We start from the raw sequence: 23,016 nt of genomic DNA on the forward strand, positions 1-23,016 counted from the left end.
TATGAACAAGATTAACCTTTCGGCATATCAACCCATCGTAGATATTCAGGACAATATCGTATTTGCCAACAACGGCAATGTTATTCTGTGCTACAAAGGTAATCTACCAGAAATCTATTCCTTATCTGAAAGGGATTTTGAGGATATGCACGGTGCTTGGTTTCAAGCTTTGAAGTCATTGCCTGTCGGAACCGTTGTTCACAAACAAGATATCTACCTGAAGAAATCTTATACTTCAGAACAACTTCCGAATTCCACCTTTTTGGAAAAAGCTACCCACGAGCATTTTAAAGGTCGTGGACATATCGAGCACAGCTGCTATCTGTTCTTCATCTTGACTAAAAATAAGGCGCTCAACAATCCTAAATATGTCAACCCTTTCAGAAAGGTTTCAAAAGGTATCGTACAGGAACTGGATGATAACATAAAGAGCTTCGCAAACTCAGTAAGTGATTCGGTTTCCTTTATCAACAATAGCCGAAAGATGGATTTTGTTTCGCTTAAAGCGGAAGAAATACAACAACTGACTAATTCCTATTTCAACGGCTTTAATGAAGGCTATGATACTGATATTTTACTGGATAAGACAAACGTCAATATTGGCGAAAACCATTTTGATGCCCTTGCCATCAATAGTGAACTGTGCTTTGGCGAAAGTGTACAGAGTAGCAAAACCAATGAGAAATTCACTTCAGACGATTTTGTGTTTCATCAAGGGTTTATTGATGGCATAGGGCTTACGCTTAACGAAAATCATATTGTTAATCAAATTTTGTATTTAGATGACAAACAGAAGTGGCGCAAGCTATTGGATAAGAAAATTGAAGAACTGAACAAAAGTTCAAATTTTGGTTCGCAGAATAAAGTAGTGCTTGGCAAAATCCAGCACATTCTCGACCAAATCAATGCCGATGATAATGCCCGAATTATTCGTGGTCATCTCAATATTGTCTATTGGGCAAAGGAAGCTAAAGAGCTCGATAAAATAACCTCAAAAATCAAAACAGAATTTAAGGAATTGGATATCATCCCGTATTATCCAAGAGGCGAAGAACGTAAGAATTATATCCTAAATAGTTACTGCTGTTTCTCTTCCAATTTCTCAAACAACGATTTATATGTAACCGATTTAAAACACGCGCTCTGTCTGTTTATAAATAACACCAATTACAAAAGTGATAACACCGGAATCATCTTTAATGACCGTGAGCATAACATTCCTGTTTTAAAGGATGTTTGGGATGAAAAGAAGAGACGCATCAAGGCAAGAAACTTCGCCATTTTTGCGCCAACAGGCGAGGGCAAGTCTTTTTTGGCCAATAACATATTGCGCCAATATTTTGAGAACGGCGTTCGCTTGGTCATCATAGACCTCGGTGGATCCTACACCAAATTTGCCAAACTCTATCCTGAAAAATACACCGTGCTTCGCTACGAAAGTGGAAAAAACTTAGGTATCAATCCATTTTATATAAGTGATACTAATGACCTCACACCTGAACGACTGGAAGACCTATCCGTCTTTTTGTTTGAGTTATTTGTTTCGGATTTAAAAGTGACCAAAGCACAATCAGTATCGGTCAAAAAAATACTGCGCCATTATTACGATAGCACTTCAGAAAATCACTCGTTGGATGGTTTTTACAGTTTTATAGAAAGGAATCAGAAAGACCTTCTGGACACCCTAAAAATCCATCCCGACTACTTCAATGTCACGAGCTTTTTGCACGTAATGTCCGAATATGTCGGCGATGGTCTATATAGTTTTCTGTTTGAAGTAAGCGAGGACCAGACTTACAAAATCGAGGACAAACGTTTGATAGTTTTTGAACTGGATGAAGTAAAGGACAACAAGGAAATCCTGTCCGTGATGCTCAAGCTCATTAAGTCCGCAATCCAAAGAACGATTTGGAAAAACAGAGCTGAAAAGGGTATCATCCTATTTGATGAGTTTGCCAAACAACTAAAGTTTGAAAACGTACTGGAAAGTGTAGAATTCTACTATCAAGCCATCCGTAAACAAAATGGTGCGATTGGGATTATTCTGCAATCCATAAATCAGCTTCCGAACAATTCAACTTCTGCGAGTATTCTCGAAAACACGCAAGTCATTTATAGTCTGAACAATGAAAAAGGATATGATGAACTGGTCAAAAGGCTCAACTTATCCAGCCACGACCTTAACCAACTGAAATCAATCAAAAACAATCTTTCCGGTCCACGCAAGTACACCGAAATGTTTATTAAGATAGGTAGAGAAAGCAATATTTTCCGTCTCGAAGTTCCGAAGGAAGTATATGCAGCTTACTTGACCGATGGACAGGAAAATGAAGAAATAATGAAGCTCTACAACGAGCATCACGATATGCAAAAAGCAATAATTCAATTCACATCTAAAACATAATATTATGAAATCGAAGATTCACGAATACCAAAACAGTTTTTTTACAATGAGTAAAACAAAAATTAAAATTTTAGTAATGACTGTAGCCCTGACCTTGTTTATGTCAGGTAATGCTACCGCACAAGGAATGCCCACTTATGACAACACCAATTTTATCAGTTTGGTAAAACAACTTATAGAATCAGGTAAACAGACAGCTCAGATGATTAAGTCTGTAAAATTCCTAAAAGATGCAAAAGAGGCAATAGAGAAAGTATCAAGCGTTGTTGAGCAACTGAGAGCAGTTGAGGAAATTGGACAGAATAATCAGCGTCTTATCAACGTAATGCAAAATGATTTGCAGGATATTTTGAATTCGCCCTACATCAAACCCGATGAAGTTTCAAGGGTTGTGGAATCTTTCGATGCCATAGTTCAAAATTCATTGGACACGGTAGATTTTATCGATGAAGTCCTATCCAGCGATTACCTAAAAATGAGCGATGCCGAACGTGCTGAAATTCTTAAAGCAAAAGAGAAGGAATCCAAACAAATGGTTTCCAACATCACTACAAAAACAAAACGCTATCGTGATATTATTTCCTTCAGAAAAATGCAGGATAAAGTCAATAACCGAGAAACCGAATACTAAAAATGACGGCGACCATTCTCTTAGGAATTGGGCTGGAATATATAGATACCGTTTTCCAGACCATACAGGCCAGCGACTTTTCGCAATATACGATTGCGGGAATGAAAACGCTCGCTGTCCTGTTCTTTCTGGTCAACATTCTCAAAAAATACAATGAAGGCATTGCAGATAAGGATGGTTACACTTGGGGATTGAGTCCAGGCGAACTTGCCAAGAATTTTGCCATTGTCATTTTGGTCATATTCTCGACACAGGTGTTAGGCTTTTTCGATGGAATCTTGGTGGCTATTGAAGGACAATATCGTGGCACAGCACCAGCCTTATTGCCATTACAAATGCAGGATATTCCCATAGAAGAAGATGTAAGTATCATCGAGGTTGCACAAGCTGCTATGACATTATTATATGAAGCCTTGGTCACACCGCTTTACGGATTCAAAATATTTGCATTCATCATTAGCTTGTTCCTCTGGATATTAGATTTGTTCATTTATCCATTGTTTTTGGCAGAACGCTTTTTTCTACTCGGAATAATGCAAACTTTTTTTCCCTTGGTCATTAGCCTTGCAGTCTTTGAAAAGTTCCGTTCGTTAGCTTATACATTCTTCAAGCTTTATGCTGCGGTCTATATGTTAGTACCTGCCTTCTTTTTAGTAAATGTTTTTGTGAATGCACTATACACGGAAATCAACACCAATTTTTGGGTCAATTTGTTTGGAACCGATACAGGTCAAGGCTTTTTTGCACCAGTTGTTCAGCTTGGGTCGGTTGGATTTATTGTTTTCCTGAAATTCAAGCTATACAAACGTGCCACGTCCTTTACACTCAGACTCTTTACCAACTAAATCCATTCAGAATGAAAACACCATATAAGAATATTTACAACGTCCTAAAACTGAATCGGTTTATCGTTTTGGCGGTTGTTGTGTGTGCGTTGCTGTCCAGTACATTTTCAGTTTGGATGGTATTCAACACCAATCAAAAAGCGCTCAATAGCGCCTTTGCCATCAATACCGATGGCAGTATAATTCCGCTGAAGCTCGTGACCCAGAAAGAAAATTTTCGGGTTGAAGCTTTAGCACATTTGGATCTGTTCCATAACTACTTTTATAACATCGATGCCAGCAACTACGAACGAAACTTGGAAAAGGCATTGTGGTTGGGCAATAGTTCCGTGGACAATCTCTACCGCCAGAAAAAAGCCGATGGTGTTTACAACAGATTGCTTCAGTATTCCTTAGTTCAAAAAGTTCTGAGTATCGATTCACGGATATCTGAAAATAATGGCTCGTATGGTTTTACAACGACTACCATTTTTGAAATCAATAGAGGCACAATCATCGACACTTACGAATTGGTTTCCACCGGAAACTTGATTATGGTTGACCGAAACTTTCCCAACAATCCACACGGACTTTTGATTACCAACTATTTCGAGAACACTCTAAAAAAACTAAACGATGAAAGTTGAAAGCCGATAATCGGCACTTAAAAACTCACTCTTATGAAAGTAGAAAAAAACAAGATAGTATTTGCAGCGATATTGGCCGTGATTTTCATATTCCTTATTTCCTATTCGGTAATGGTAATGGGCGATGATGAAAGTGAAACTGAAAATCTTAAGCAGACCTTAGTGCCAGATTTGGAAGAAGACCAAAAAGAGTACGATTCCAAACTGGATGCGATTAACGATTTGAAAAAAGTACGTGAAAACAATGCGCCCAGCATCTATGATGAAAAGTTGATTGATTCCTTGGGATTTTACGACCCAGATCTTCCGGAACGCGAAAAAGAGCGTATCGTAGATAGCATCTATGAAGCGGGTAAGATTCAATATTCAGAAAAGCGATACCAAAACTTGGGACAGAAAAGAACTGTTCGCAAAGCGATACCAACAATCGATTCTGCTGAAGTAAAAAGGGAACAAAAAATTCAAGCGAAAGAACTGGGCTTGGAACATCAATTGTTCTTCGCTGCTGCGCCTAAACCCAATGAAGTTTCAATCATAGGTAATACAGACGAGACTATTTATGTAGTCGTCGATGGCGACCAAGTTGTAAAAGCAAACACCAGATTACGAATGCGCCTGACCAAATCGGCAACAATAAACGGTAAAGAAATGCCTAAGAACACACCTGTATTTGGATTTATAAGCTTTCAGCCTAATCGGGCGCTTATTGAAATTGAAAACATAAAGCATCATCCCACAAAACTTAAAGCTTTTGATTTATCTGATGGAAGCGAAGGCATCTACGTACAGAATAATTTTAGGGCAGAAGCCACCACCGAAGTCTTGGACGATATTATTGGCGACATCAACATACCCACAGTACCGCAGGTGGGTGGTGTTACAAAGGTGCTTAGGCGTAGCAACCGAAATGTAAAAGTTACGGTACTGAACAATTATAAACTCATTCTAAAACCCAAGTTATGAGCCCATAATGGGCAATTAAAATTTCACTCTTATGAAAAATTCAATTATAATAATAGTCCTTGTGTTTATTTCCGCTTTCGCAAAAGTAAAAGCACAAACCACTCATTTACTCGACACCATTTATGCAAACGACACCAAGAACGTTGCGCTATTCTTCCCAGAACCCATACGGCAAGGCATAACCGGTTCAGATAATTTTGTATTTACCTACAACCGTGAAAAAGAACAGTATTTTGGGCTTCTTCAAGCAACCCCTGGAAAGGAAAGTAATTTACTGGTAGTCAATAGAAATGGTTCGATTTTTTCGTATATTGTAAGGTATAAAAAACAGCTTTCTAAGCTCAATTATTTCATTCCGCTATCCAATAGTATCGGTAATGAAAAGCCGATTGTAAAGAATTCGGTTCTTGTTGAATCTTCTGAAGAACTTGTAGATAACAGCACCTATTATTACCAGAAATTCTGCTCATATCTTCTCAATAGAAAACAGCGCATAGCGCGAATCAAGAAACGAAACGAAGGTATTATCTTGACCGTAGAGAACATTGTTTTTGATAAGGATGAACTCTATTTCGTTATCGAGATTGAAAATAATTCTACGTTAGACTACGATTTGAATTTCTTGAACCTGTCTATTGAAACGAGACAAAAAGGGAAAAGAAAATCGTTGCAACGACTATATCAAGAACCGATATATAAACATAATCTGCCGTCCAAAATCAAGGAAAATGAAATGGCTCGATTTGTTTATGTGTTGCCCAAATTTTCATTATCCGATGACCGCAGGGCAATTTTGGAATTGAATGAAAAAGATGGCGAACGAAACATTGAAATGAAATTATCGCATAGATATATCAATAACCCAAATTAGTACTGTTATGAAAAAATTAGTCATTTGCTCGCTCGTATTGTTGTTCCTTTCTTGTTCAGAAAGCACAACAAAATCCCCTTCTGAAACTGCCAAAGTTGTTGCGTCAAGCTTTTTCTCAAAAGATGAATCAGCCTTAAAAAAGCATACCACTTCTGAAGGCTATGCCAGTTTGATTACTGTACAGAATATGATGCCAGATTCTGATAAAGATATCAAGGTAGAAATTTTAGACGAAGCCGTTGATGGCGAACTTGCCTGGGTAAAATACAGCACGACCTATGATGGAAAAACAGGCATTTTTAAACTGACTAAAGAAAACGGTCAATGGAAAGTGACCAGTAAAGGACCAAGAGAAAAAGGACCTTTTTAAAAGATTTTTCTTAATTTTTATCGAGATTGATTTCCCAATAACCTCGTGTATCGCCTTGACGCGTTAAAAAGCCTTTATTTTTGATAGCTGTAATATGCTTACCAACAGCAGATTCATTAATACCCAAAGCTTCAGCTATTTCATTATAGGTTATGGAAGGATTAGCCGCAATAAGTTTAAGAACTTCTTTTTGTCTTTTAGTTAGAGCTTCAGTCGCATCAATTACACCACCTATTACACCACCTATTACACCACCTTTTTGACCACCCATTAGACCACCTATTTGACCACCTATTTGACCACCTTCTTCAACAGCAGTTTCTTTAGCGTTAAAAGTCATTCTAAGGAAGTTATCTGAAAAGCCAAAACTCTCTTTGCCATAGTGTTCCAAAATACGAGGGATGCCAGAACCCAATTGTTCCACGAGTTCCAAATCCTTAAAAATCCGCATCAGTTCTTTGTTACGTGGAACTGAAAAGCCCTCGAAAAATTCCTGTTTGCTCAATCCTTCCGGAAGACCGCCTGCCGATGTGATTTCAATTCTATCAGCAAAGATTTCAAACTTTGGGGTAATCTCATTGGTATAATCATTATGTACAAAGGCATTGATGATGGCCTCGCGCAATGCGATGGGATTCCAAAGGCTGGCTTGTTGTCTTTCTTTGGCCGTTATTTTTGTGTTGGTTCGGTTCTCTACGGCAATTTTATCAATGACTTGTTTTGTCGCTTTTACTAAGCATTCGTGACCATATTCGTTGCTTTCTATCAAGTCTGTTCGGGTTTTGCCCGAATACTTGGCTACTTTAATTGAAGTGTTATTCTTATCTGCCAAGAGATAGCCGGCATAATTGAATGCGCCGTTTTCGGTCAATAGTTCCAAGTTCTTTGCAAAAGCTTTACCAAGGGTATGACCCGATTCCTCGTAGTAGATTTTCAACTGGCTAAAGCTTAAATCTTGACGACCCGCTTTAATTTTGCTGATGGAATTTCGGGTGCGCTTGGCAAAGAGCTCGTCAATCATTTTTTGTGGCATCGGTTCAGCTGCTGAACCTAAGCGAATAAAACAACCCTTTTCACTCATCCCATATTTTTTGAGATGATAGGGTTTTTCAGGACCGCTCGCCACAATAACTTTCAGGATGTTTTTACCATCTCGTTCCTCACTCACAATATCAAACAAACCCAAAGCTGAAGGACGGATATTGTTCTTCAATCTATCCTTAATCTTCAATTGGTCGCCATCCGCATCAGCCAGACCGTAAGTGTTCCCTTCCTTATCAATACCGATATAGATAATGCCGCCTTCACGATAGTTCAAAAAAGCAATGACCTCTTTTTCAAGTCCATCGGACAGTTCTCGTTTGTATTCTATGCGGTTTGTTTCGGTCATTATTTAATTAAAATCGGACAGTAAAGATAATGATATTAAATTGTGGGAATAGATATAAACGGTTACAATAAGATTACAGTTATACCGAATGCAGGAAAATGTTTGTTAAAACTAAACTGCTTTGAAATGTTAAAATCCTGAATATGTTAATTACCTTTGGTGGTTGTAAAAACTATATTTTATGGATAAAGGCGCAAAATTTTATAGATGTGATTTTCAAGTACACAGTCCAAGAGATATTAATTGGACAGGTGTTCGTTTTGGTGTAAACGCTGAACAAATAGCAAATTTATCAGAAGCTGAAAAGCAACAAATCGACGAGAATCGCGAACAATTTTGCAAGGAATACTTAGATAAAATCAGTAGTGCTGGAATCAATGCTATCGCAATGACTGACCATCACGATGTGGTCTTCGTCCAGCATTTGAGAAAAGTCGCCAAAGAGCAGAACGAAATACACGAATTAATGGGCGAACCAGAAAAAATTGTAACAGTATTTCCGGGTATTGAACTTAGTCTTTCCAATCCAGCCAGTCAGGTCATAATTATTTTTGATGCTGATTTCGAAGATGCACGTCTTAATTCTGTTCTCAATTTTCTCGGTATTCAGGCTACAGACAAATATGATAAACAGACAGTTCAAACTCAAAGAATTTCTCAAGAAGTCATCAGCAACCTTTCCCAGCTTCACAAAATCTTGGATGAAGTAAATTATTGTAAAGGTAGGTATATCGTTCTTCCAAATGTTGGTAAAGGTGGTCAGCATTCAATCATACGCCAAGGTTTCCAAGAGCATTATATTAAAATGCCCTGTGTTGGCGGTTATGTCGATAAAGAAATATCGTCTGAATCTGGATATCAAAATAAAATTAATGGTGGTGATGTAAATTATGGTAATAAAAGTATAGGTCTTGTATCCACATCTGATAATAGGTATGAAGATGGACGTGAGTTTGGAAAATATTCTACTTGGGTAAAATGGGCAGAACCTACTGCAGAGGCAATTAGACAGGCGTGTTTAGCCAAGGAATCCAGAATATCCCAAGCCGAACCAGAAATGCCACAAATATTTATTGAAGCAATCGATGTTACAAACTCAAAATTTTTGGGAAGTTTTAATATTAGATTCAATCGTCAATATAATGCATTTATAGGTGGAAGAGGAACGGGCAAGTCAACCATATTGGAATACATCAGATGGGGACTATGCGACCAAACCGTAAAAATTGGCAACTACCAAGAGCTGGATATCATTCAGAATCGTCGAGATACTCTGATAAAGAAAACCTTAACCGCTGTTAGCGGTGAGGTAAGAATAACAATGGTCAAAAATGATGTACGGCATATCGTTAAAAGAAATTCTTCAAGCAGGGAAATACTTTTGAAGATTGGGGATGGGGAATTTCAAAAAGTTAGTGAAGAGGATATCCGTAAGGTACTGCCCATCCAATCATACAGTCAGAAACAACTAAGTGATGTAGGTGTTAAGACTGAAGAACTTAAACGATTCATAGAGCAACCTATAAAAAGCAGCTTAGAGCGTATCTCATATAAGTTAGATGAAACAAATCTTAAATTAAAAAATGCTTATAACCAACTGGTGCGCAAGAAAAAGGTACAGAACGAGATTGCCAATTTTAATATTGAAGGTAGTTCTATTAAAGGACAGGTTAAGGGTATTCGTGAATCCTTAAAAGGTATTTCGGAAGACGACCAAAAAACGATTGATAAAAAATCAAAATTTGAGTTAGAAAAGACAATTATAGAAAATACTGAATCTGAACTGACCCTTTTTGATTCCAAAACAGATGAACTTCTTGAACTATTGAAGTTGTACCCAGAACCTATTGAGCCTTTCCTTGAAGATGTCGAAAACAAGGAATTAATAGCTAAACTTGATACCGAAATCAATTCAAAATTCAAGAACATCAACGATGCTGTTCAAAAATTAAAGGATGTCTTTAGTGAAAGTGGATTGAAGGCATACAATGAAATTATTGAAGAATGGGAAAAAAAGGAAGCCGCATTCAATTCTGAATATGAGGCAGCCAAGGGCAAATCTCAATCAAGTCAAGAGCAATTATCAAACATAAAAAAGCTGGAAGACCGTCTGGCTGAAATCAATAGTTTAGTTGCCGAAAGAAAATCTGTTATTAAAAAGCTTGGAAATCCTGAAGTTGATTATAACATCCATAATGAAGAATGGAAAAACTTACACATTGAAAAAGTCGGTGTCTTGAACGACCAAGCAACAAATTTTACGGATTTGTCAAACAACCTTATAAAAGCAATAGTCACTAAGAACATCAATCTTGCAAATTTCAAAGAAAAATTTCGTTCTATTCTTGAAGGAACAAGAATTAGGGAAGAACGAATAGATGCATTGTTGGAAAATATTCGCAGTAAAGCAGACCCTATTACCCAATTTATAGCTGTTTCAGAAGAACTACGACTATTGGCTGAATTCAAGCTGGATGAAGATAATCCAGAAGATTTACCTGCAACACCAATTTTGGATTCAGCAGGATTTTCTGAAGACCATAAGCTAAAAATTCAATCCAAAATTTCTACTGATGATTGGTTGCAATTAACAGCAACGGAATTGGAATTCAATCCAGAATTCTTTTATACAACAAATAATGAGCTTGGGGACGAAATTCCTTTTCGAGATGCATCTGCTGGACAACAAGCTACTGCACTTCTTACAGTTCTACTTAATCAACCAGGAATACCTTTATTGATAGACCAGCCAGAGGATGACATTGATAACCGAGCGATTGATGCAATAATCAAAAACATTTGGAATGCTAAAAAGAAAAGACAGTTGATTTTCACAAGCCATAACGCCAACTTAGTTGTAAATGGTGACGCTGAATTAGTAATATGCTGTGATTATAAAGATGCAAGCTCGCAAACCAGAGGTGTTATAAAAGCTGAAGGCGCAATTGATAGGAAAAAAATAAAAAACGAAATTACTTCAGTAATGGAAGGTGGTGAAAAGGCATTTAGACTTAGAAAGGATAAATACGGCTTTTAATTTAACTAAATATAGACTTCGCCTCATCATAAACCCGCTCAAAATTAGCCGCTAAATCCGCCTGAGAAAATTGCTTGGATTCTTCAGGAAGCTGCCGCTGAATTCTTGACAATTTAAACTGCACTTTCTTATCCTTACCATCAGCATAGGTTATAAATTCGCCCTGTTTTAATCGAAAGAAAACGTCTGCTCTAATTTTCGGGATTTCTTTTTCGCCCGTTGTGATTCGCGTATCAAAATCGAGATTATGGCCTCGGCTGATGCTTTTGGTTGGGTCTTTGATGATTTCAAAAAAGCGCTCATAGTATTTGGCGGTGTCTGGGTCGTTGACTTTGCCAAAGAACTGGTAGGATAGGTTGCTCAAAATCGCTTTGCTTGCCTTGTCGCCGTACATCATATCGTTCTGAATCTTATCCTGCATTACGTAAATGGTGGCAATATCATAACTTCTAAGTGTTGCCGGAATTCGGTGCATATTCAACAGGCGAATCGTTGGTGCTTCTTCCATCAACAGGAATGACGGTTTGGAATTTCTTACACTCATTTGTTTAGTAATGGTGTGAATGATTGTGGCAATTACTGGCGAATAGGATGTTTCATATTTAGGGTTGTTCACTACAGAAATGATTGCAGGATTTTCCTCGCTATTGATATTCAATGGCACTTCATCTGCGGATAGTGCCATAAAAATCCGCTGTGTACTAATTCGTTTTAGCGCATTTGCCAGAGTACTTTTAACACCAGCTGTCTGTCTATCTGAATCCTTACCGCTAATAAATGCATCTGCCATTGCTCTCGATGTGGTGTTGGTTTCCAGAAATTGGATAAGGCTATCGGTATCGAGTATTTGATAAATGGCTATCAAATGTGGAAGCGTACAGTAGTTGGGATAGTCGGTTTTCAGTTTCCAAATCAATCCACCTATCAAGCCTTCAGCGGCATCGTTAAAGAATTTTGTTGTTCCAGTAGTCCCGCTTTCCCTTTGTTCCAAAAGGTTTTCAATCAGCACCCTTGAAACCTCATTTACGCTTTCCTCATTCTCTAAATAGCGTGGCGCAATAGGATTTACCCTATGGATGATTTTATCAAAGGAAATGACCTTAAACGGAATATCGCTATCCTTGAAAAGCGGATACGCCATTTCGGTTAATTCAAAATCCTTGTAGTCGTGAATGATTCCACAAAAGCGCTCTTTCCAGAAATGTTTTAAAAATCCATATACTACACTTTCGGTCTTTCCACTTCCGGCAGAACCGATGATGGATGCGCCCCTTTTGATATTATCTAATTTGAAATTTCCTTTGGTTGTTACAAAATTGACTCGGTACTTGCTATCGCCATTCTGTACGGTTTCAGTTTTATGCAGAAAGACATACAACCCTATATTAATTAGCATTAGCGGGCAGACCAGATACAGCAATATCGATACTAATTCGTTCACTTGGGTTAAATAGATAACCAAGCAAGAAAGCATTGTGAAATTCAAGAATAGTGCGTACTTGCTCACTCGAAACATTGCATAGGAAATGATACTGGCCACAGCAATAATTGAAAGTATCGTTATGAGATTGTCTATTTCCATACCCTAAATTCCTATTGAACTTGATTTGATTGCCACTTCTGCACCACGTCTTAACCGCTTGAAAACCCGAAGTGCAATTTGTGCTTGACTAACTGGAATACTTGGCACTATCGGTAATCCTGATTTGGTAATCATTTTAAACGCTAATGCTTTTTCGTTCGCTGGTAATTTCATCAAGGCGGCGAAATACAAGTTGGGGTTTTTTATAAAATCCTTTCTTGCTTTGTAGGTCTCGGCAAAGTTGCGTTTGTAGCCAAAAGTTTTGTCGAACGTTTTTTCTGCTTTCGCGAAAAAGGCATCTCTATCAAAACCACGCTTTACCTTTTTGCCGTGCATTTCAACTTCGGAAGCTTTGTGTTTACTTCCTGGGGAAAGACTGACCGAATTGGAAGCATCCTTTCTGCTCACGATGATATGGATATGGCTTTGGTTTCCATCCTTTTTCATTCCCTGGACAATCCGTTTGTCATTTTGCTGGTGTGGTGCTTGGCGTTCCAATTTGGCAATTTCCTTTTCCATCCTTTTAATATTCCCTTCAGCTCGCCCTTCTTGAATGTTTCTGATTTCGGTTTTCAGCTGAAGAATTTTTGTAGCAAAAGGTTGGTTTTCTTTAATCTGAAAATCTGTTCCCTTGAATGTTCTTTGGTGTTCAATTTTCGCATAATATTTTATGTCATCGATGGTTATAGGTCGCCCGTTTATTTCCCGATTGAAACCGGCAACATAATCTTTCATCAGCTCACGGGTGTAGGTTTTTAAATCTTGACTATTGTTCTGAAGTTTTCGCAATTCATATTTTGAAGGACTAACCGTAATCGAATAAAACTTGGGTTCTTTCTTTTTTAATTTTGCGGTGTTTCCATCAATTTCTTTGACCACTTCTTCAGCGGAAATCTCATCGCCATAGTGGTTAAAAAAGTGTTCCATATCCCGCTGTTCCAAACCTTGATTTTCCTTTTCCAAATAGCCCACAAAATCAGCTGAACTTTGTGAATAATTGTTGCCTAATTTTTGAGGTGTGATTGTGATATACATAGCTCAAAAAATTAAAGTTGATTACTTGTGTTTTGCTTTTCTCGAAAACGGACTTCCTTCTTTTCTTCCGCATATTTCTTTTCTACAATCAGCGGTTTTTTGGTTGGCTCTTCGGTCTCAAAAAGGGACTGAATCATAGCCACCGTAGGTTTGGTTTGTGTCTTTTCTACATCTCGCATTATGGCAATAACCGCATTGATTCTTTTGAGTAATTTAGCTTCGATGGTTCGCCCTGTTGGTCCTAATTTTTCCTTTGGCGATATTTCGTTGTAGAAGAAAAAATCGAGCATCGTGGACATCGCCTCGGTGTGCGATTTGAAGTATGTGCGTGAGAAAGTTTGGAAACGTTTTGCGGTTTCCTTTTTAAATCTAATTCCAGTAAATGAGTCCATATTTCGCCGATTTGTCGCAAAATCTTCCCTAAAAATGGGCGTTTCCAGCCCGTTTGTCGCAAATCGTTGATTGTCAAGAATTTAAAACATATTCAAATCGCTGGTTATCAGCAATTTGAAAACGAAAAGGAATCCGAAACATCGCGCAGCGTGTTACCCTCTTGCTATTCCTTTTCGTCACGCGCAAGCGTGACAAAAATCCATACAATCCGGCTAAAAAGCCGATTGCCATTTTCAGGGAAAATGATTTTCCGATATGTTATTTTCCGATGTGTACGGTTATCGGCGAAAGTCGAAAAGTGAATAACCTTACGTAAAATTGAATGCTGAATTTCAGCGAAATAAAGATACGTTTTTTTCTTGACTATATATTAATTGCATAGAAAAACACCTCTAAAAATTCAGAGGTGTTCTGATTTAAAAATTGCCAAAATTATATATTGAAAACGTATGTATAGGAATATAAATTCCGAAGAGCTTCTTCCTCAATCATCGTTTCAAAACAACCATAATTTTCTTTTACGTATTTGCGAATGCTATCCCCAAATTTTCGTTTCACATCTTCTTTGGAAGTTTCCAAAAGTCGGTTTTGAGCTTCTTCGCTCAAGTCTGTAAAATTGAGATATACCATAGCTTTAGATTTTACAAAATTCCGTTATCAGAAAAACTATAATAATCCCCATCTGGTGCAAATATCAAATGGTCAAGAATGGTAATGTCGAATAGTTTGGATGCCTTTTTAATCTTGTTCGTTAACCTTTTATCTGCATCGCTTGGTTCTAATTTTCCACTTGGGTGGTTGTGCGTTAAAATTATAGCTACCGATAAGGATTTTAAAATGACGGCAAACAAAATTCGCAGGTCTATCAATGTACCTGTAATTCCACCTTGCGAAAGTTGATATACACCTTTCACTTTATTGCTGTTGTTCAACAGAACAACTTTGAAGGTTTCTTGTATGCCGATTGTATCTTTATCCCAATCCTCAAAGAGCAGTTCTGCCGCATCTTGTGAATTACTTATTTTCTGCCACATTGATGATTTTAACCCGCCTTTGTAGCTAATCTTTATTTCGTTAACTTGTGCTTTCATTGTGCATATATTTAAATGTGTGAATAATGAAAAGAGGGCGCAACTTTCGAGAGGAACGCCCTCTTTGTTTTTGAAGATTACTTGTCGTCTTTGCTTCCAAGTAACAGGATTTCATCGGCTACAACTTCTGTAACGTAGCGTTGGTTGCCATCATCGGTGGTGTAAGTTCGGGTCTTTAGTTTCCCTGTAATTCCAACCTCTTTGCCTTTTTCGACAAACTTTTCCACAATTTCGGCAGTCTTGCCCCAAGCCACTACGGTGTGCCAGTTGGTGTCCGTTTGCTTTTCGCCTTTGCTGTCTTTGTAATACTCGTTTGTAGCGAGTGAGAAGCGGGCTACTTTCTTACCGCTTTCAAGGTTCGTGATTGTTGGCTCTTGTCCAACGTTTCCAATTAACTGTACGTGATTTCTAATAGTACTCATAATAAAATATTTAAGTGATTTATATTTACCCTATTGATTTAAAACAGATTAAATTTTAAGGGGTGTTTGTTCTTTTCTTTCGTGCACCGCACAATGGATAGAGTGGGTTTTGTCAAGACTTTTTGGGAATAAATCAGGTGTGTTTGCGACGTAGTAAATTCCTTGGAATTTCAAGGAAGTAGAAACCTTATTTTTCACTAAAACTTGTACAGTCTTGACAAGTTCCATAAGGGCATTAGCAATTCTTTTAAACGCAGTTGCGTTTGAGCGTACCGACAGTTAAGCGAGATAAGTAGCTGTGGTTAAATTAGAATTGGTTATGTCGTGCCTGTTTTTCGACGCCCCGAAAAACAAGAAAGGCTTTATCCATTATAAACCCCTTAAAATGTGTAAGACAGCGGTTTGGTTTTTAAGGATTTTCGAGTGAGGGCTCAAGAAGACCGTGCCGAAAATCCTGTCAAGAAAATCAAGGCGATGGCTTTCCGATTAGAAAAGCGGACTTAATTCACGATTTTGGCTCAGGAATGTAGTGTTCCTTCCCAGTCCCGAAGTTTCGGGACGGGAAGGGTTAGCGGAATGGAAAGCTGAAATTGGGGATTGTGTCCAAGAGATATGTAGTGAAGCTCTTTCCCGAAGTGAAGTGGTTGCCTGCTTTTTCAGCAGGCGAGCGTGGAATGTAGGGGAATGTGCTGAGGGGTATTTTAGCTAAGATTTATTTATTCAGGGAATAGTGGTGCTGCTTTTTCTAATAATTCTTTTGGTGTTCTCGTGAGATTTAGCTTTTCAACTTTATTGTCCACAAAGAAGGAAAAAGGCTTATACGATGACTTTAACATTGCAATACCTTCCTCTTCAGAACGAGGTTGCGGTTTTGCCTTTGACAACTCAAATCTTAGGTAATCTTCCTGATACTCCAATAGGATATCCCATAAATTCATTTTTTTTGATTGAAGAGCTTCTTTATTGAACATTAGTGTATCAATATCTATGATAACCAAATCTTGGACTCTGGAAATATCTAAACCATTTTCTTCCAATTTGACAAGTTCATCCCGAAACCAACCGTTGAGAATGGCATTTGCTCCTGCTGTGTTAAACATTCGATAATGTACAACCAATATCGGCCTGATAATACCTTTTTTCGAAGGAAACTGTGAGTCATAATCTGCTTTACCTTTGAGTAAAATTTCAATATTTGTTGCCAATTGTCGAACTGCTTTAGGTTTTCCCTTCTCGTTCTCAAACAACTTTAGCCTGAGCTCGGCTTCAAGTACTGTATAATCAGGACTTGTTTTTGATTCTTTAGATATTAATATATCCTTAGACTCAAATAGCATTGCTCGTTTACCATTTCTGATATAATAGTCTGGCGCTCCATCCATCAATTCATCAAGTTCCTTTCCTGATTTTTGAAAATATCGTTTTCCGAATATTTCTCTTAATAATGTATCGAGTGCGTATTGCTCACTATATTCGTATGTTTTAAGGCCATATAAACCTTTAACTTTTTGGTCATTTGGCAACTCATCGTTGATTAGCTTCAACCTAAAATATAGTCCATTGTATATCATTTCTATTACAAATAATGGCGATATAATACGGTATTTTAATTCTTCAATCTTGTACAGAGGCCTACTTCTTAAAGTCACAAAATCCAGCTCTGCAGCTATATCATCTGGGGATAGAATATGCTTGTCTATAAAATCTTCGTGGACAGGGTCTTCGAGATGTATCTCTGTATGAGTTTCCTTATCCTTCATTAAAACTGAATAAGTGATACCTAAAAGGCGACGTAGGTATTCATTGTAATTCTCAACGCCATAATATTTGTAAAAGGCATTTAACAACGGCCCGCATTGCTCAATACCAGAAAGAAATTCAAAATACGACACCGCACGCAGAAACTGGCAGGTAAATACTTTATCGGTTCTAAAGTTTATTAATTCATAATTGTGAAATTGCAACATTAGGATTGCTTGAGCAGCAGTAAACTGTAAGCCTGATTCTTCATCGGCTTTTTTTTGTTCGATTCCCCTATCGGTAAATGAGACCTGATTAAGGTGCAGGTAAGCTCTAAATATGTCACGCTCCATTTCCTCGTTGGTCTTTTCTGTTTCAACATCCTCGGAAATATTGTCAAAGATATATTCAAAGAACAGAAGGCTACTACCTACATACGGAATTTCGTAATCAGATATATCATAGTCTGCTTCTGCTACGTAGCTCAAGAGATTCTGGTATGCTTCATTGGCAAAATTCTGATTACCTTGCGAGAAGAACATATTCATAAAGGCGATTACATCACTATATTTTGATTTTTCTGTATCAAATCCAAGAAAGTGAGAACCTGTTTTCAATAAGGTATCACGACTTATTCCACTCAAATATTCATCAATAGATTTTCGATTCTCTTTTGGAAAGCAAGCTTCAAATGTAACACCAAGTTTAATTTTCATATTTCGTATTTAATCAAACAGTCAATATACTATTTATTTACAGAATCAGATATTGAGAAAAAGAGCCAGCACGAATGCCGACCCTTCTTCAAACAACAAAAGCTAATCGTTGAGTTCCTCAATTTGCTTTTCAAGAACAGTAAGGCGCTCTTTCAAACGTGCTTCACGCTTGTTCCTTTTGTCGGCATATTCCTTTTCTATGCTAACAATCTTGGATTTGTAATATCCCTGCATTGCGTTGTAAAATGAAATGTTCGTCAGATTATTGACGTGATTGCTTTCGCCAAAATGCACTTGCTTTGTGAGCATATACCGTATCAACTTATGGAAGATTTCCTTTTTGAACTTCTTCTTGAAATTCTCTACCATTTCAACTTTGGTCATCTTTGAAGTTTCCCCTAAGAATTTTGAGAAATACTTTTGTTGACTCATATAGTCCACATTGTTCTCAAATAGCGATATTGAGAATGCGACCATTTCATCTTTTGAAAGTGTCTTCTTCGTATCAATGTATTTGGTCTCACGAATCATCTGCACAACTTCTTCAAACTGCTTGTTGTTCTCTATTTGCTTCTTACGGATTTCCCTTTCGTTGATTTTTACGATTTGTTCTTCAGGCGTACAATCTGCCATTTTTCTGTTGGTCAATGGTGCAGAATATTCCGTAGAATCATTTTTGGATTTTTCAACAATCTTAACAAAGATTTCCTTGTGCTGGAATGAATCTGGATGAAACATAATGCCATTCTTATATGCATCTTCTTTTGCTGAATTAAATTTTTCCAATGCTTCTTTATAATCCTGCATAGCTTCATCGAATTCTGCCTTTAATTCATCTTCAGAATAATCATAATGCTGATACTCTTTCTGAATAGCTTCGATTGTTGGCTCAATCGGATTCTCTAAAATTTCAACATCATCCAGTAAATAGACTTTCAATCCGTTCTTTTCCAATTGCGATATAATGAGCTGATTGTTTTCGTCATCTACCCAATACTGTCGTATTTCAGGAATTAATAAGATGTTCTCTTTCTTGGATTTCTCAATCAGGTTCAAGAACGATTTATTTTTCTTCGTTTCAAAACAGGCTGCTTTCGTGCAGACCATTTTACCATCGCCGAACAGATTGCCTTGATTTGCCGCGTTGAAAGGACATTCAACGCAAGACCCAGCTTTCGGAACCAATTTTTTGTCGGCCACATCAAAAGATGCTTTTTCCAAGTCATAGGTCTGGTCTTTAATCATCCTGTTTATCTGATGTGCACTAAAATCCTCGCCCATTGTTTCCAACATCATTAGCTGTTCTTCAGGTTCAAAGAGCGCAACACCGACACCCAATGATATGGTCATTTCGCCATTACGGACAAAGTTCTTAAAACCATCAATCAATCCAGCCAGTTTAAGTCGTTGTCTGATAAAGTTATCCGTTCTACCCAACCGCTTTGCGATTTCAGATGCTGAATACTTTTCGCTTAGGTAAGCAATCGCCTCGGCTTCTTCGGTAGGCTCGACATCCTGTCTTTGCAAATTCTCGATAATCTGAACTTCCAGAATATCATTGTTCTCATAAGTCCTAACGATACTGGGTATAGTCTTTTTCCCTGCTAATTTACTTGCACGATATCGGCGTTCGCCCATCACGATGATGTAATGGCCATTTAGTTGCCTGACGGTAATCGGTTGCAACACACCGTGCTTTTCGATACTCTCAGAAAGCTGCTTTAACGCATCCTCGTTAAAGGTCTTTCTCGGCTGTTCAAGGTCAGGCTTGATTTTACCCAATGGTAAGTTCTGAATTTGAAGTGCGGATGATTTCTTTCCGTTTACTTCTTTCTTGACAGTAGATTTCGCTCTACTGCGCTTCTTTGTGGTACTCGCTTTTGTTGTCATAATACTCAAATTTTTGATTAAACAATATTTGAGCAGAAACCAAACGGAAGATAAAATCTTGGCTCAAAAGGAAACGGAATAAATGAGTAGGGGAAGAAGCGTTGGCTTTATGCCGTAGTCTTTTGATGGAAGTATTTTACGAGTTTACCTTGCGTGTATATTGTATGATAATAGACCCCTCTTACGAAGTACAGAGGTTGAGATAACCTAAAATTTATTAATCCTCAATACAGAAAATAGTATTTGGCATCAAATGAAAGGATATAGTATTAAAGCCAATTTGGTTCTGAAAAAAGACAAAATGTTGTACCTATGTTGTACCTGAGCATAAAAAAAGCCGAGATTTTCATCTCAGCTTTTTTCGTACCGAAGGCGGGAATCGAACCCGCACGCCTTGTGAGCAATGGATTTTGAATCCATCGTGTCTACCAATTCCACCACTTCGGCATATTTTATTGCGCCTTTCGAAATTTGGATTTTGAATCCAGCGCGTCTACCAGTTCCGCCACTCGAGCAAAATAAAATAGGAATGCAAAGCTAAAAAATATTTTTAATCCGCACCCAAAAAATAAAAACATTTATCCTTTAGCAACACAAATAAATTTTTAAATTTGCACCTCTTTTGGAGAAGCTATTCCAAAAAACTAGAAAACAACACGTTACCATGGCATACCAAGTACCGGAACCTAAAATATTCGCCTGTACGCAAAGTACCGAACTTGCTGAAATGATCGCGAAGTCTTACGGTACAAATTTAGGTAAGGTAGATTTTTCCAGATACAGTGACGGAGAATTTCAACCCTCTTTTGAGGAGTCGGTTCGTGGAGCACGTATTTTCATTATTGGCTCTACGCATCCCAGTTCCGAAAACCTAATGGAAATGTTGTTGATGTTGGATGCCGCAAAAAGAGCTTCCGCCAGACATATTACGGCTGTTATGCCCTATTTTGGTTGGGCCAGACAGGATAGAAAGGATAAACCGAGGGTTCCCATAGCTGCAAAATTAATTGCGAAAATGCTGGAAACTGCTGGAGCAACACGTATTATAACAATGGATCTGCATGCCGATCAGATTCAGGGATTTTTTGAAAAACCGGTCGACCATTTGTTCGCCTCAACTTTGTTTTTGCCCTATCTTAAAAAATTGAATTTGGACAATCTCACGATTGCATCGCCAGACATGGGAGGTTCCAAAAGGGCCTATGCTTATTCCAAAGCTTTGGAATGCGATGTGGTCATATGTTACAAACAAAGGGCAAAAGCCAATGTAATATCCCATATGGAGCTTATCGGCGACGTGCAGGGCAAAAACGTGGTCTTGGTAGACGACATGGTAGACACAGCAGGTACTTTGACCAAGGCAGCCGACTTAATGATAGAACGGGGGGCGCTTAGTGTCAGGGCCATTACTACACATGGTCTGTTATCCGGTAATGCCTTTGAAAAAATAGAAAAGTCACAGTTAAAGGAACTTATCGTGACGGACTCTATTCCCGAAAGGAAAAAAAGCGAAAAGGTAAAAGTACTTAGCTGTGCCGAACTTTTTGCCGATGTCATGCACAGGGTGCACCATAACACATCAATATCATCAAAATTTTTGATGTAATATAATAATTTGAATTATTAATTTTTAACATATATAATGAAGTCAATTACAATTAAAGGATCAGAAAGAGAAAGCGTGGGTAAAAAGGCAACGAAGGCCCTACGTAATGCTGGATTGGTTCCTTGCGTAGTATACGGAGGGGAAAAACCATTACACTTTTCAGCACCCGAACTAGATTTTAGGGATTTAGTGTACACCCCGGCCGCACATACCGCAAAAATTGTGTTGGATGGTGGCGACAAAATCAAAGCGGTAATGCAGGATATCCAATTTCATCCGGTAACCGATAAGATTTTACATATTGATTTTTATCAATTGTTCGATGACAAAGAAGTTACCATGAACATTCCCGTTCGTTTATTGGGTAATTCCCCAGGGGTAAGAAATGGTGGGCGTTTATTGTTCAGAAAACGTAAACTGGCCATAAAGGCATTACCGGACAACCTACCTGATTTCTTTGATATTGATATATCAAAACTCAAAATTGGTGATAATATATCGGTAGAAACTTTGTTGAGCGATGACTTTACCATCCTACATCCAGAAAGTACGGTAGTTGTACAAGTCAAAACGCAACGTGCAGCTATTGTTGTCGACGAGGATGAAGAAGAAGGAGTTGAAGGTGAAGAAGGAACTGAAGCAGCAGCGGAAGGCGATGCCCCAGCAGCTGATGCCGCCGAAGGAGGCAACGAATAATTTTTTGTGATTTATATCTAAAGAGCATCCCGATAGTACTATCGGGATGCTTTCGTATTTTTACGAGGATATATATTAGTATGTTTCGATACTTTAAATATGTGTTTTTTCGCAAACCTCTTTTAGAAGAAAAAGATATCATGAAGAAATTCCTTATCGTAGGCCTTGGGAATATAGGAAACGAATATGTAGAGACCCGCCACAATATAGGTTTTAAAATTTTGGACGCTTTGGCCGACAAAGAAGATTTCTCCTTTGAAACCCGAAAACTTGGGGATATCGCCACTTTTAAGTTAAAAGGTAGAAGCGTACTATGCCTAAAGCCATCCACTTATATGAACCGAAGCGGGAAGGCATTAAAATACTGGATGGATAAAGAAAAAATTGCTTTGGAGAACGTTTTGGTCATTACCGATGATATAAACTTGGAATTTGGAACACTACGTTTAAAGACCAAAGGAAGTGATGGTGGCCACAATGGCTTAAAGGATATTCAGAACGTCTTACAGAGCAACAAATACAATAGATTCAGATTTGGGGTGGGCGCCGATTTTGGAAAAGGAAAACAAGTAGACTATGTATTGGGAGAATGGGGAGAAACCGAAAAAACTGCCGTAAAAGAACGTTTGGAAAAATCTACCGAACTTATCAAATCTTTCGTATTGGCAGGTGCGGCCATCACCATGAACCAATTTAATGGCACGTAAG

20 protein-coding genes and 1 tRNA gene are annotated in these 23,016 nt (G+C 38.0%); 11 read left to right on the forward strand and 10 right to left on the reverse strand.

The annotated features are described in order from the left end of the window. The first annotated feature begins 1 nt into the window (after position 1). The 7 genes from HYG79_RS05445 to HYG79_RS05475 all read left to right on the forward strand — a co-directional run bounded on the left by HYG79_RS05445 (position 2) and on the right by HYG79_RS05475 (position 6,710). Positions 2-2,404 (forward strand): TraG family conjugative transposon ATPase, encoded by a 2,403-nt coding sequence (locus HYG79_RS05445; protein WP_179241120.1) that lies wholly within the window; start codon positions 2-4, stop codon positions 2,402-2,404. A 76-nt stretch (positions 2,405-2,480) separates the two neighbouring features. After that, on the forward strand, positions 2,481-3,035 hold the full coding sequence (locus HYG79_RS05450; RefSeq protein WP_445227710.1) for a conjugal transfer protein: 555 nt from the start codon (positions 2,481-2,483) through the stop codon (positions 3,033-3,035). A gap of 2 nt (positions 3,036-3,037) precedes the next feature. Then, positions 3,038-3,880, forward strand: coding sequence for a hypothetical protein (locus HYG79_RS05455; RefSeq protein WP_133671636.1), 843 nt, complete (start codon positions 3,038-3,040; stop codon positions 3,878-3,880). Positions 3,881-3,891: 11 nt separating this feature from the next. After that, positions 3,892-4,506, forward strand: coding sequence for a conjugal transfer protein TraK (locus HYG79_RS05460; protein ID WP_179241121.1), 615 nt, complete (start codon positions 3,892-3,894; stop codon positions 4,504-4,506). A 33-nt stretch (positions 4,507-4,539) separates the two neighbouring features. Beyond that, the gene (gene traM / locus HYG79_RS05465; protein ID WP_179241122.1) at positions 4,540-5,469 is read left to right on the forward strand and encodes a conjugative transposon protein TraM; all 930 of its coding nucleotides are present in this window, start codon (positions 4,540-4,542) and stop codon (positions 5,467-5,469) included. A gap of 31 nt (positions 5,470-5,500) precedes the next feature. Further along, the gene (locus tag HYG79_RS05470; RefSeq protein ID WP_179241123.1) at positions 5,501-6,340 is read left to right on the forward strand and encodes a DUF4138 domain-containing protein; all 840 of its coding nucleotides are present in this window, start codon (positions 5,501-5,503) and stop codon (positions 6,338-6,340) included. Positions 6,341-6,347: 7 nt separating this feature from the next. Further along, positions 6,348-6,710, forward strand: coding sequence for a hypothetical protein (locus HYG79_RS05475; protein WP_179241124.1), 363 nt, complete (start codon positions 6,348-6,350; stop codon positions 6,708-6,710). A gap of 10 nt (positions 6,711-6,720) precedes the next feature. On the opposite strand, the gene HYG79_RS05480 is transcribed toward HYG79_RS05475, so the two are convergent. Next, complete coding sequence (locus tag HYG79_RS05480; RefSeq protein WP_133642542.1) at positions 6,721-8,100, reverse strand: RNA-binding domain-containing protein; 1,380 nt, start codon at positions 8,098-8,100, stop codon at positions 6,721-6,723. A 181-nt stretch (positions 8,101-8,281) separates the two neighbouring features. Between HYG79_RS05480 and HYG79_RS05485 the strand changes: the two genes are divergently transcribed. Further along, positions 8,282-11,137, forward strand: a complete 2,856-nt coding sequence (locus HYG79_RS05485; RefSeq protein ID WP_133642543.1) for a TrlF family AAA-like ATPase — start codon at positions 8,282-8,284, stop codon at positions 11,135-11,137. 1 nt (position 11,138) lies between these two features. On the opposite strand, the gene HYG79_RS05490 is transcribed toward HYG79_RS05485, so the two are convergent. The 9 genes from HYG79_RS05490 to HYG79_RS05530 all read right to left on the reverse strand — a co-directional run bounded on the left by HYG79_RS05490 (position 11,139) and on the right by HYG79_RS05530 (position 20,453). Continuing rightward, positions 11,139-12,719 carry a type IV secretory system conjugative DNA transfer family protein gene (locus tag HYG79_RS05490; protein WP_133642544.1) on the reverse strand — a complete coding sequence of 527 codons (1,581 nt, stop codon included), beginning with the start codon at positions 12,717-12,719 and terminating at the stop codon, positions 11,139-11,141. Positions 12,720-12,722: 3 nt separating this feature from the next. After that, positions 12,723-13,754 (reverse strand): MobB family relaxase, encoded by a 1,032-nt coding sequence (mobB, locus tag HYG79_RS05495; RefSeq protein WP_133642545.1) that lies wholly within the window; start codon positions 13,752-13,754, stop codon positions 12,723-12,725. Positions 13,755-13,765: 11 nt separating this feature from the next. Continuing rightward, positions 13,766-14,146 carry a BfmA/BtgA family mobilization protein gene (locus tag HYG79_RS05500; RefSeq protein ID WP_062054296.1) on the reverse strand — a complete coding sequence of 127 codons (381 nt, stop codon included), beginning with the start codon at positions 14,144-14,146 and terminating at the stop codon, positions 13,766-13,768. A gap of 433 nt (positions 14,147-14,579) precedes the next feature. After that, positions 14,580-14,777, reverse strand: a complete 198-nt coding sequence (locus HYG79_RS05505) for a hypothetical protein (protein ID WP_072316413.1) — start codon at positions 14,775-14,777, stop codon at positions 14,580-14,582. 11 nt (positions 14,778-14,788) lie between these two features. After that, positions 14,789-15,238 carry a JAB domain-containing protein gene (locus tag HYG79_RS05510; RefSeq protein ID WP_133642546.1) on the reverse strand — a complete coding sequence of 150 codons (450 nt, stop codon included), beginning with the start codon at positions 15,236-15,238 and terminating at the stop codon, positions 14,789-14,791. Positions 15,239-15,315: 77 nt separating this feature from the next. Then, positions 15,316-15,660, reverse strand: a complete 345-nt coding sequence (locus HYG79_RS05515; protein WP_133642547.1) for a single-stranded DNA-binding protein — start codon at positions 15,658-15,660, stop codon at positions 15,316-15,318. Positions 15,661-16,376: 716 nt separating this feature from the next. Next, positions 16,377-18,116 carry a hypothetical protein gene (locus tag HYG79_RS05520; RefSeq protein ID WP_133642548.1) on the reverse strand — a complete coding sequence of 580 codons (1,740 nt, stop codon included), beginning with the start codon at positions 18,114-18,116 and terminating at the stop codon, positions 16,377-16,379. Positions 18,117-18,218: 102 nt separating this feature from the next. Further along, entirely contained in the window at positions 18,219-20,006 is a 1,788-nt protein-coding gene (locus tag HYG79_RS05525) for a ParB/RepB/Spo0J family partition protein (protein WP_133642549.1), read from the reverse strand. 364 nt (positions 20,007-20,370) lie between these two features. Beyond that, positions 20,371-20,453, reverse strand: a tRNA-Leu gene (locus HYG79_RS05530). A 217-nt stretch (positions 20,454-20,670) separates the two neighbouring features. On the opposite strand from HYG79_RS05530, the gene HYG79_RS05535 reads away from it, so the two are divergent. The 3 genes from HYG79_RS05535 (at position 20,671) to pth (ending at position 23,015) form a co-directional block, all read left to right on the forward strand. Continuing rightward, positions 20,671-21,612 carry a ribose-phosphate pyrophosphokinase gene (locus tag HYG79_RS05535; protein ID WP_179241125.1) on the forward strand — a complete coding sequence of 314 codons (942 nt, stop codon included), beginning with the start codon at positions 20,671-20,673 and terminating at the stop codon, positions 21,610-21,612. 36 nt (positions 21,613-21,648) lie between these two features. Next, a complete protein-coding gene (locus HYG79_RS05540) occupies positions 21,649-22,308 on the forward strand; it encodes a 50S ribosomal protein L25/general stress protein Ctc (protein ID WP_179241126.1) in 660 nt (219 codons plus the stop codon). Between the two features lie 140 nt (positions 22,309-22,448). Further along, on the forward strand, positions 22,449-23,015 hold the full coding sequence (gene pth / locus HYG79_RS05545) for an aminoacyl-tRNA hydrolase (RefSeq protein WP_394367010.1): 567 nt from the start codon (positions 22,449-22,451) through the stop codon (positions 23,013-23,015). Position 23,016 lies beyond the last annotated feature (1 nt).

It is taken from the genome of Costertonia aggregata (assembly GCF_013402795.1).
GTDB classification, from domain to species: Bacteria; Bacteroidota; Bacteroidia; order Flavobacteriales; family Flavobacteriaceae; genus Costertonia; species Costertonia aggregata.

What these genes read in the sequence shown, in the direction of transcription:
- HYG79_RS05445 (WP_179241120.1), top strand. Translation starts at nt 2, where the DNA reads ATGAACAAGATTAACCTTTCGGCATATCAACCCATCGTAGATATTCAG.
- HYG79_RS05450 (WP_445227710.1), top strand. Translation starts at nt 2,481, where the DNA reads ATGACTGTAGCCCTGACCTTGTTTATGTCAGGTAATGCTACCGCACAA.
- HYG79_RS05455 (WP_133671636.1), top strand. Translation starts at nt 3,038, where the DNA reads ATGACGGCGACCATTCTCTTAGGAATTGGGCTGGAATATATAGATACC.
- HYG79_RS05460 (WP_179241121.1), top strand. Translation starts at nt 3,892, where the DNA reads ATGAAAACACCATATAAGAATATTTACAACGTCCTAAAACTGAATCGG.
- traM (WP_179241122.1), top strand. Translation starts at nt 4,540, where the DNA reads ATGAAAGTAGAAAAAAACAAGATAGTATTTGCAGCGATATTGGCCGTG.
- HYG79_RS05470 (WP_179241123.1), top strand. Translation starts at nt 5,501, where the DNA reads ATGAAAAATTCAATTATAATAATAGTCCTTGTGTTTATTTCCGCTTTC.
- HYG79_RS05475 (WP_179241124.1), top strand. Translation starts at nt 6,348, where the DNA reads ATGAAAAAATTAGTCATTTGCTCGCTCGTATTGTTGTTCCTTTCTTGT.
- HYG79_RS05480 (WP_133642542.1), bottom strand. Translation starts at nt 8,100, where the DNA reads ATGACCGAAACAAACCGCATAGAATACAAACGAGAACTGTCCGATGGA.
- HYG79_RS05485 (WP_133642543.1), top strand. Translation starts at nt 8,282, where the DNA reads ATGGATAAAGGCGCAAAATTTTATAGATGTGATTTTCAAGTACACAGT.
- HYG79_RS05490 (WP_133642544.1), bottom strand. Translation starts at nt 12,719, where the DNA reads ATGGAAATAGACAATCTCATAACGATACTTTCAATTATTGCTGTGGCC.
- mobB (WP_133642545.1), bottom strand. Translation starts at nt 13,754, where the DNA reads ATGTATATCACAATCACACCTCAAAAATTAGGCAACAATTATTCACAA.
- HYG79_RS05500 (WP_062054296.1), bottom strand. Translation starts at nt 14,146, where the DNA reads ATGGACTCATTTACTGGAATTAGATTTAAAAAGGAAACCGCAAAACGT.
- HYG79_RS05505 (WP_072316413.1), bottom strand. Translation starts at nt 14,777, where the DNA reads ATGGTATATCTCAATTTTACAGACTTGAGCGAAGAAGCTCAAAACCGA.
- HYG79_RS05510 (WP_133642546.1), bottom strand. Translation starts at nt 15,238, where the DNA reads ATGAAAGCACAAGTTAACGAAATAAAGATTAGCTACAAAGGCGGGTTA.
- HYG79_RS05515 (WP_133642547.1), bottom strand. Translation starts at nt 15,660, where the DNA reads ATGAGTACTATTAGAAATCACGTACAGTTAATTGGAAACGTTGGACAA.
- HYG79_RS05520 (WP_133642548.1), bottom strand. Translation starts at nt 18,116, where the DNA reads ATGAAAATTAAACTTGGTGTTACATTTGAAGCTTGCTTTCCAAAAGAG.
- HYG79_RS05525 (WP_133642549.1), bottom strand. Translation starts at nt 20,006, where the DNA reads ATGACAACAAAAGCGAGTACCACAAAGAAGCGCAGTAGAGCGAAATCT.
- HYG79_RS05535 (WP_179241125.1), top strand. Translation starts at nt 20,671, where the DNA reads ATGGCATACCAAGTACCGGAACCTAAAATATTCGCCTGTACGCAAAGT.
- HYG79_RS05540 (WP_179241126.1), top strand. Translation starts at nt 21,649, where the DNA reads ATGAAGTCAATTACAATTAAAGGATCAGAAAGAGAAAGCGTGGGTAAA.
- pth (WP_394367010.1), top strand. Translation starts at nt 22,449, where the DNA reads ATGAAGAAATTCCTTATCGTAGGCCTTGGGAATATAGGAAACGAATAT.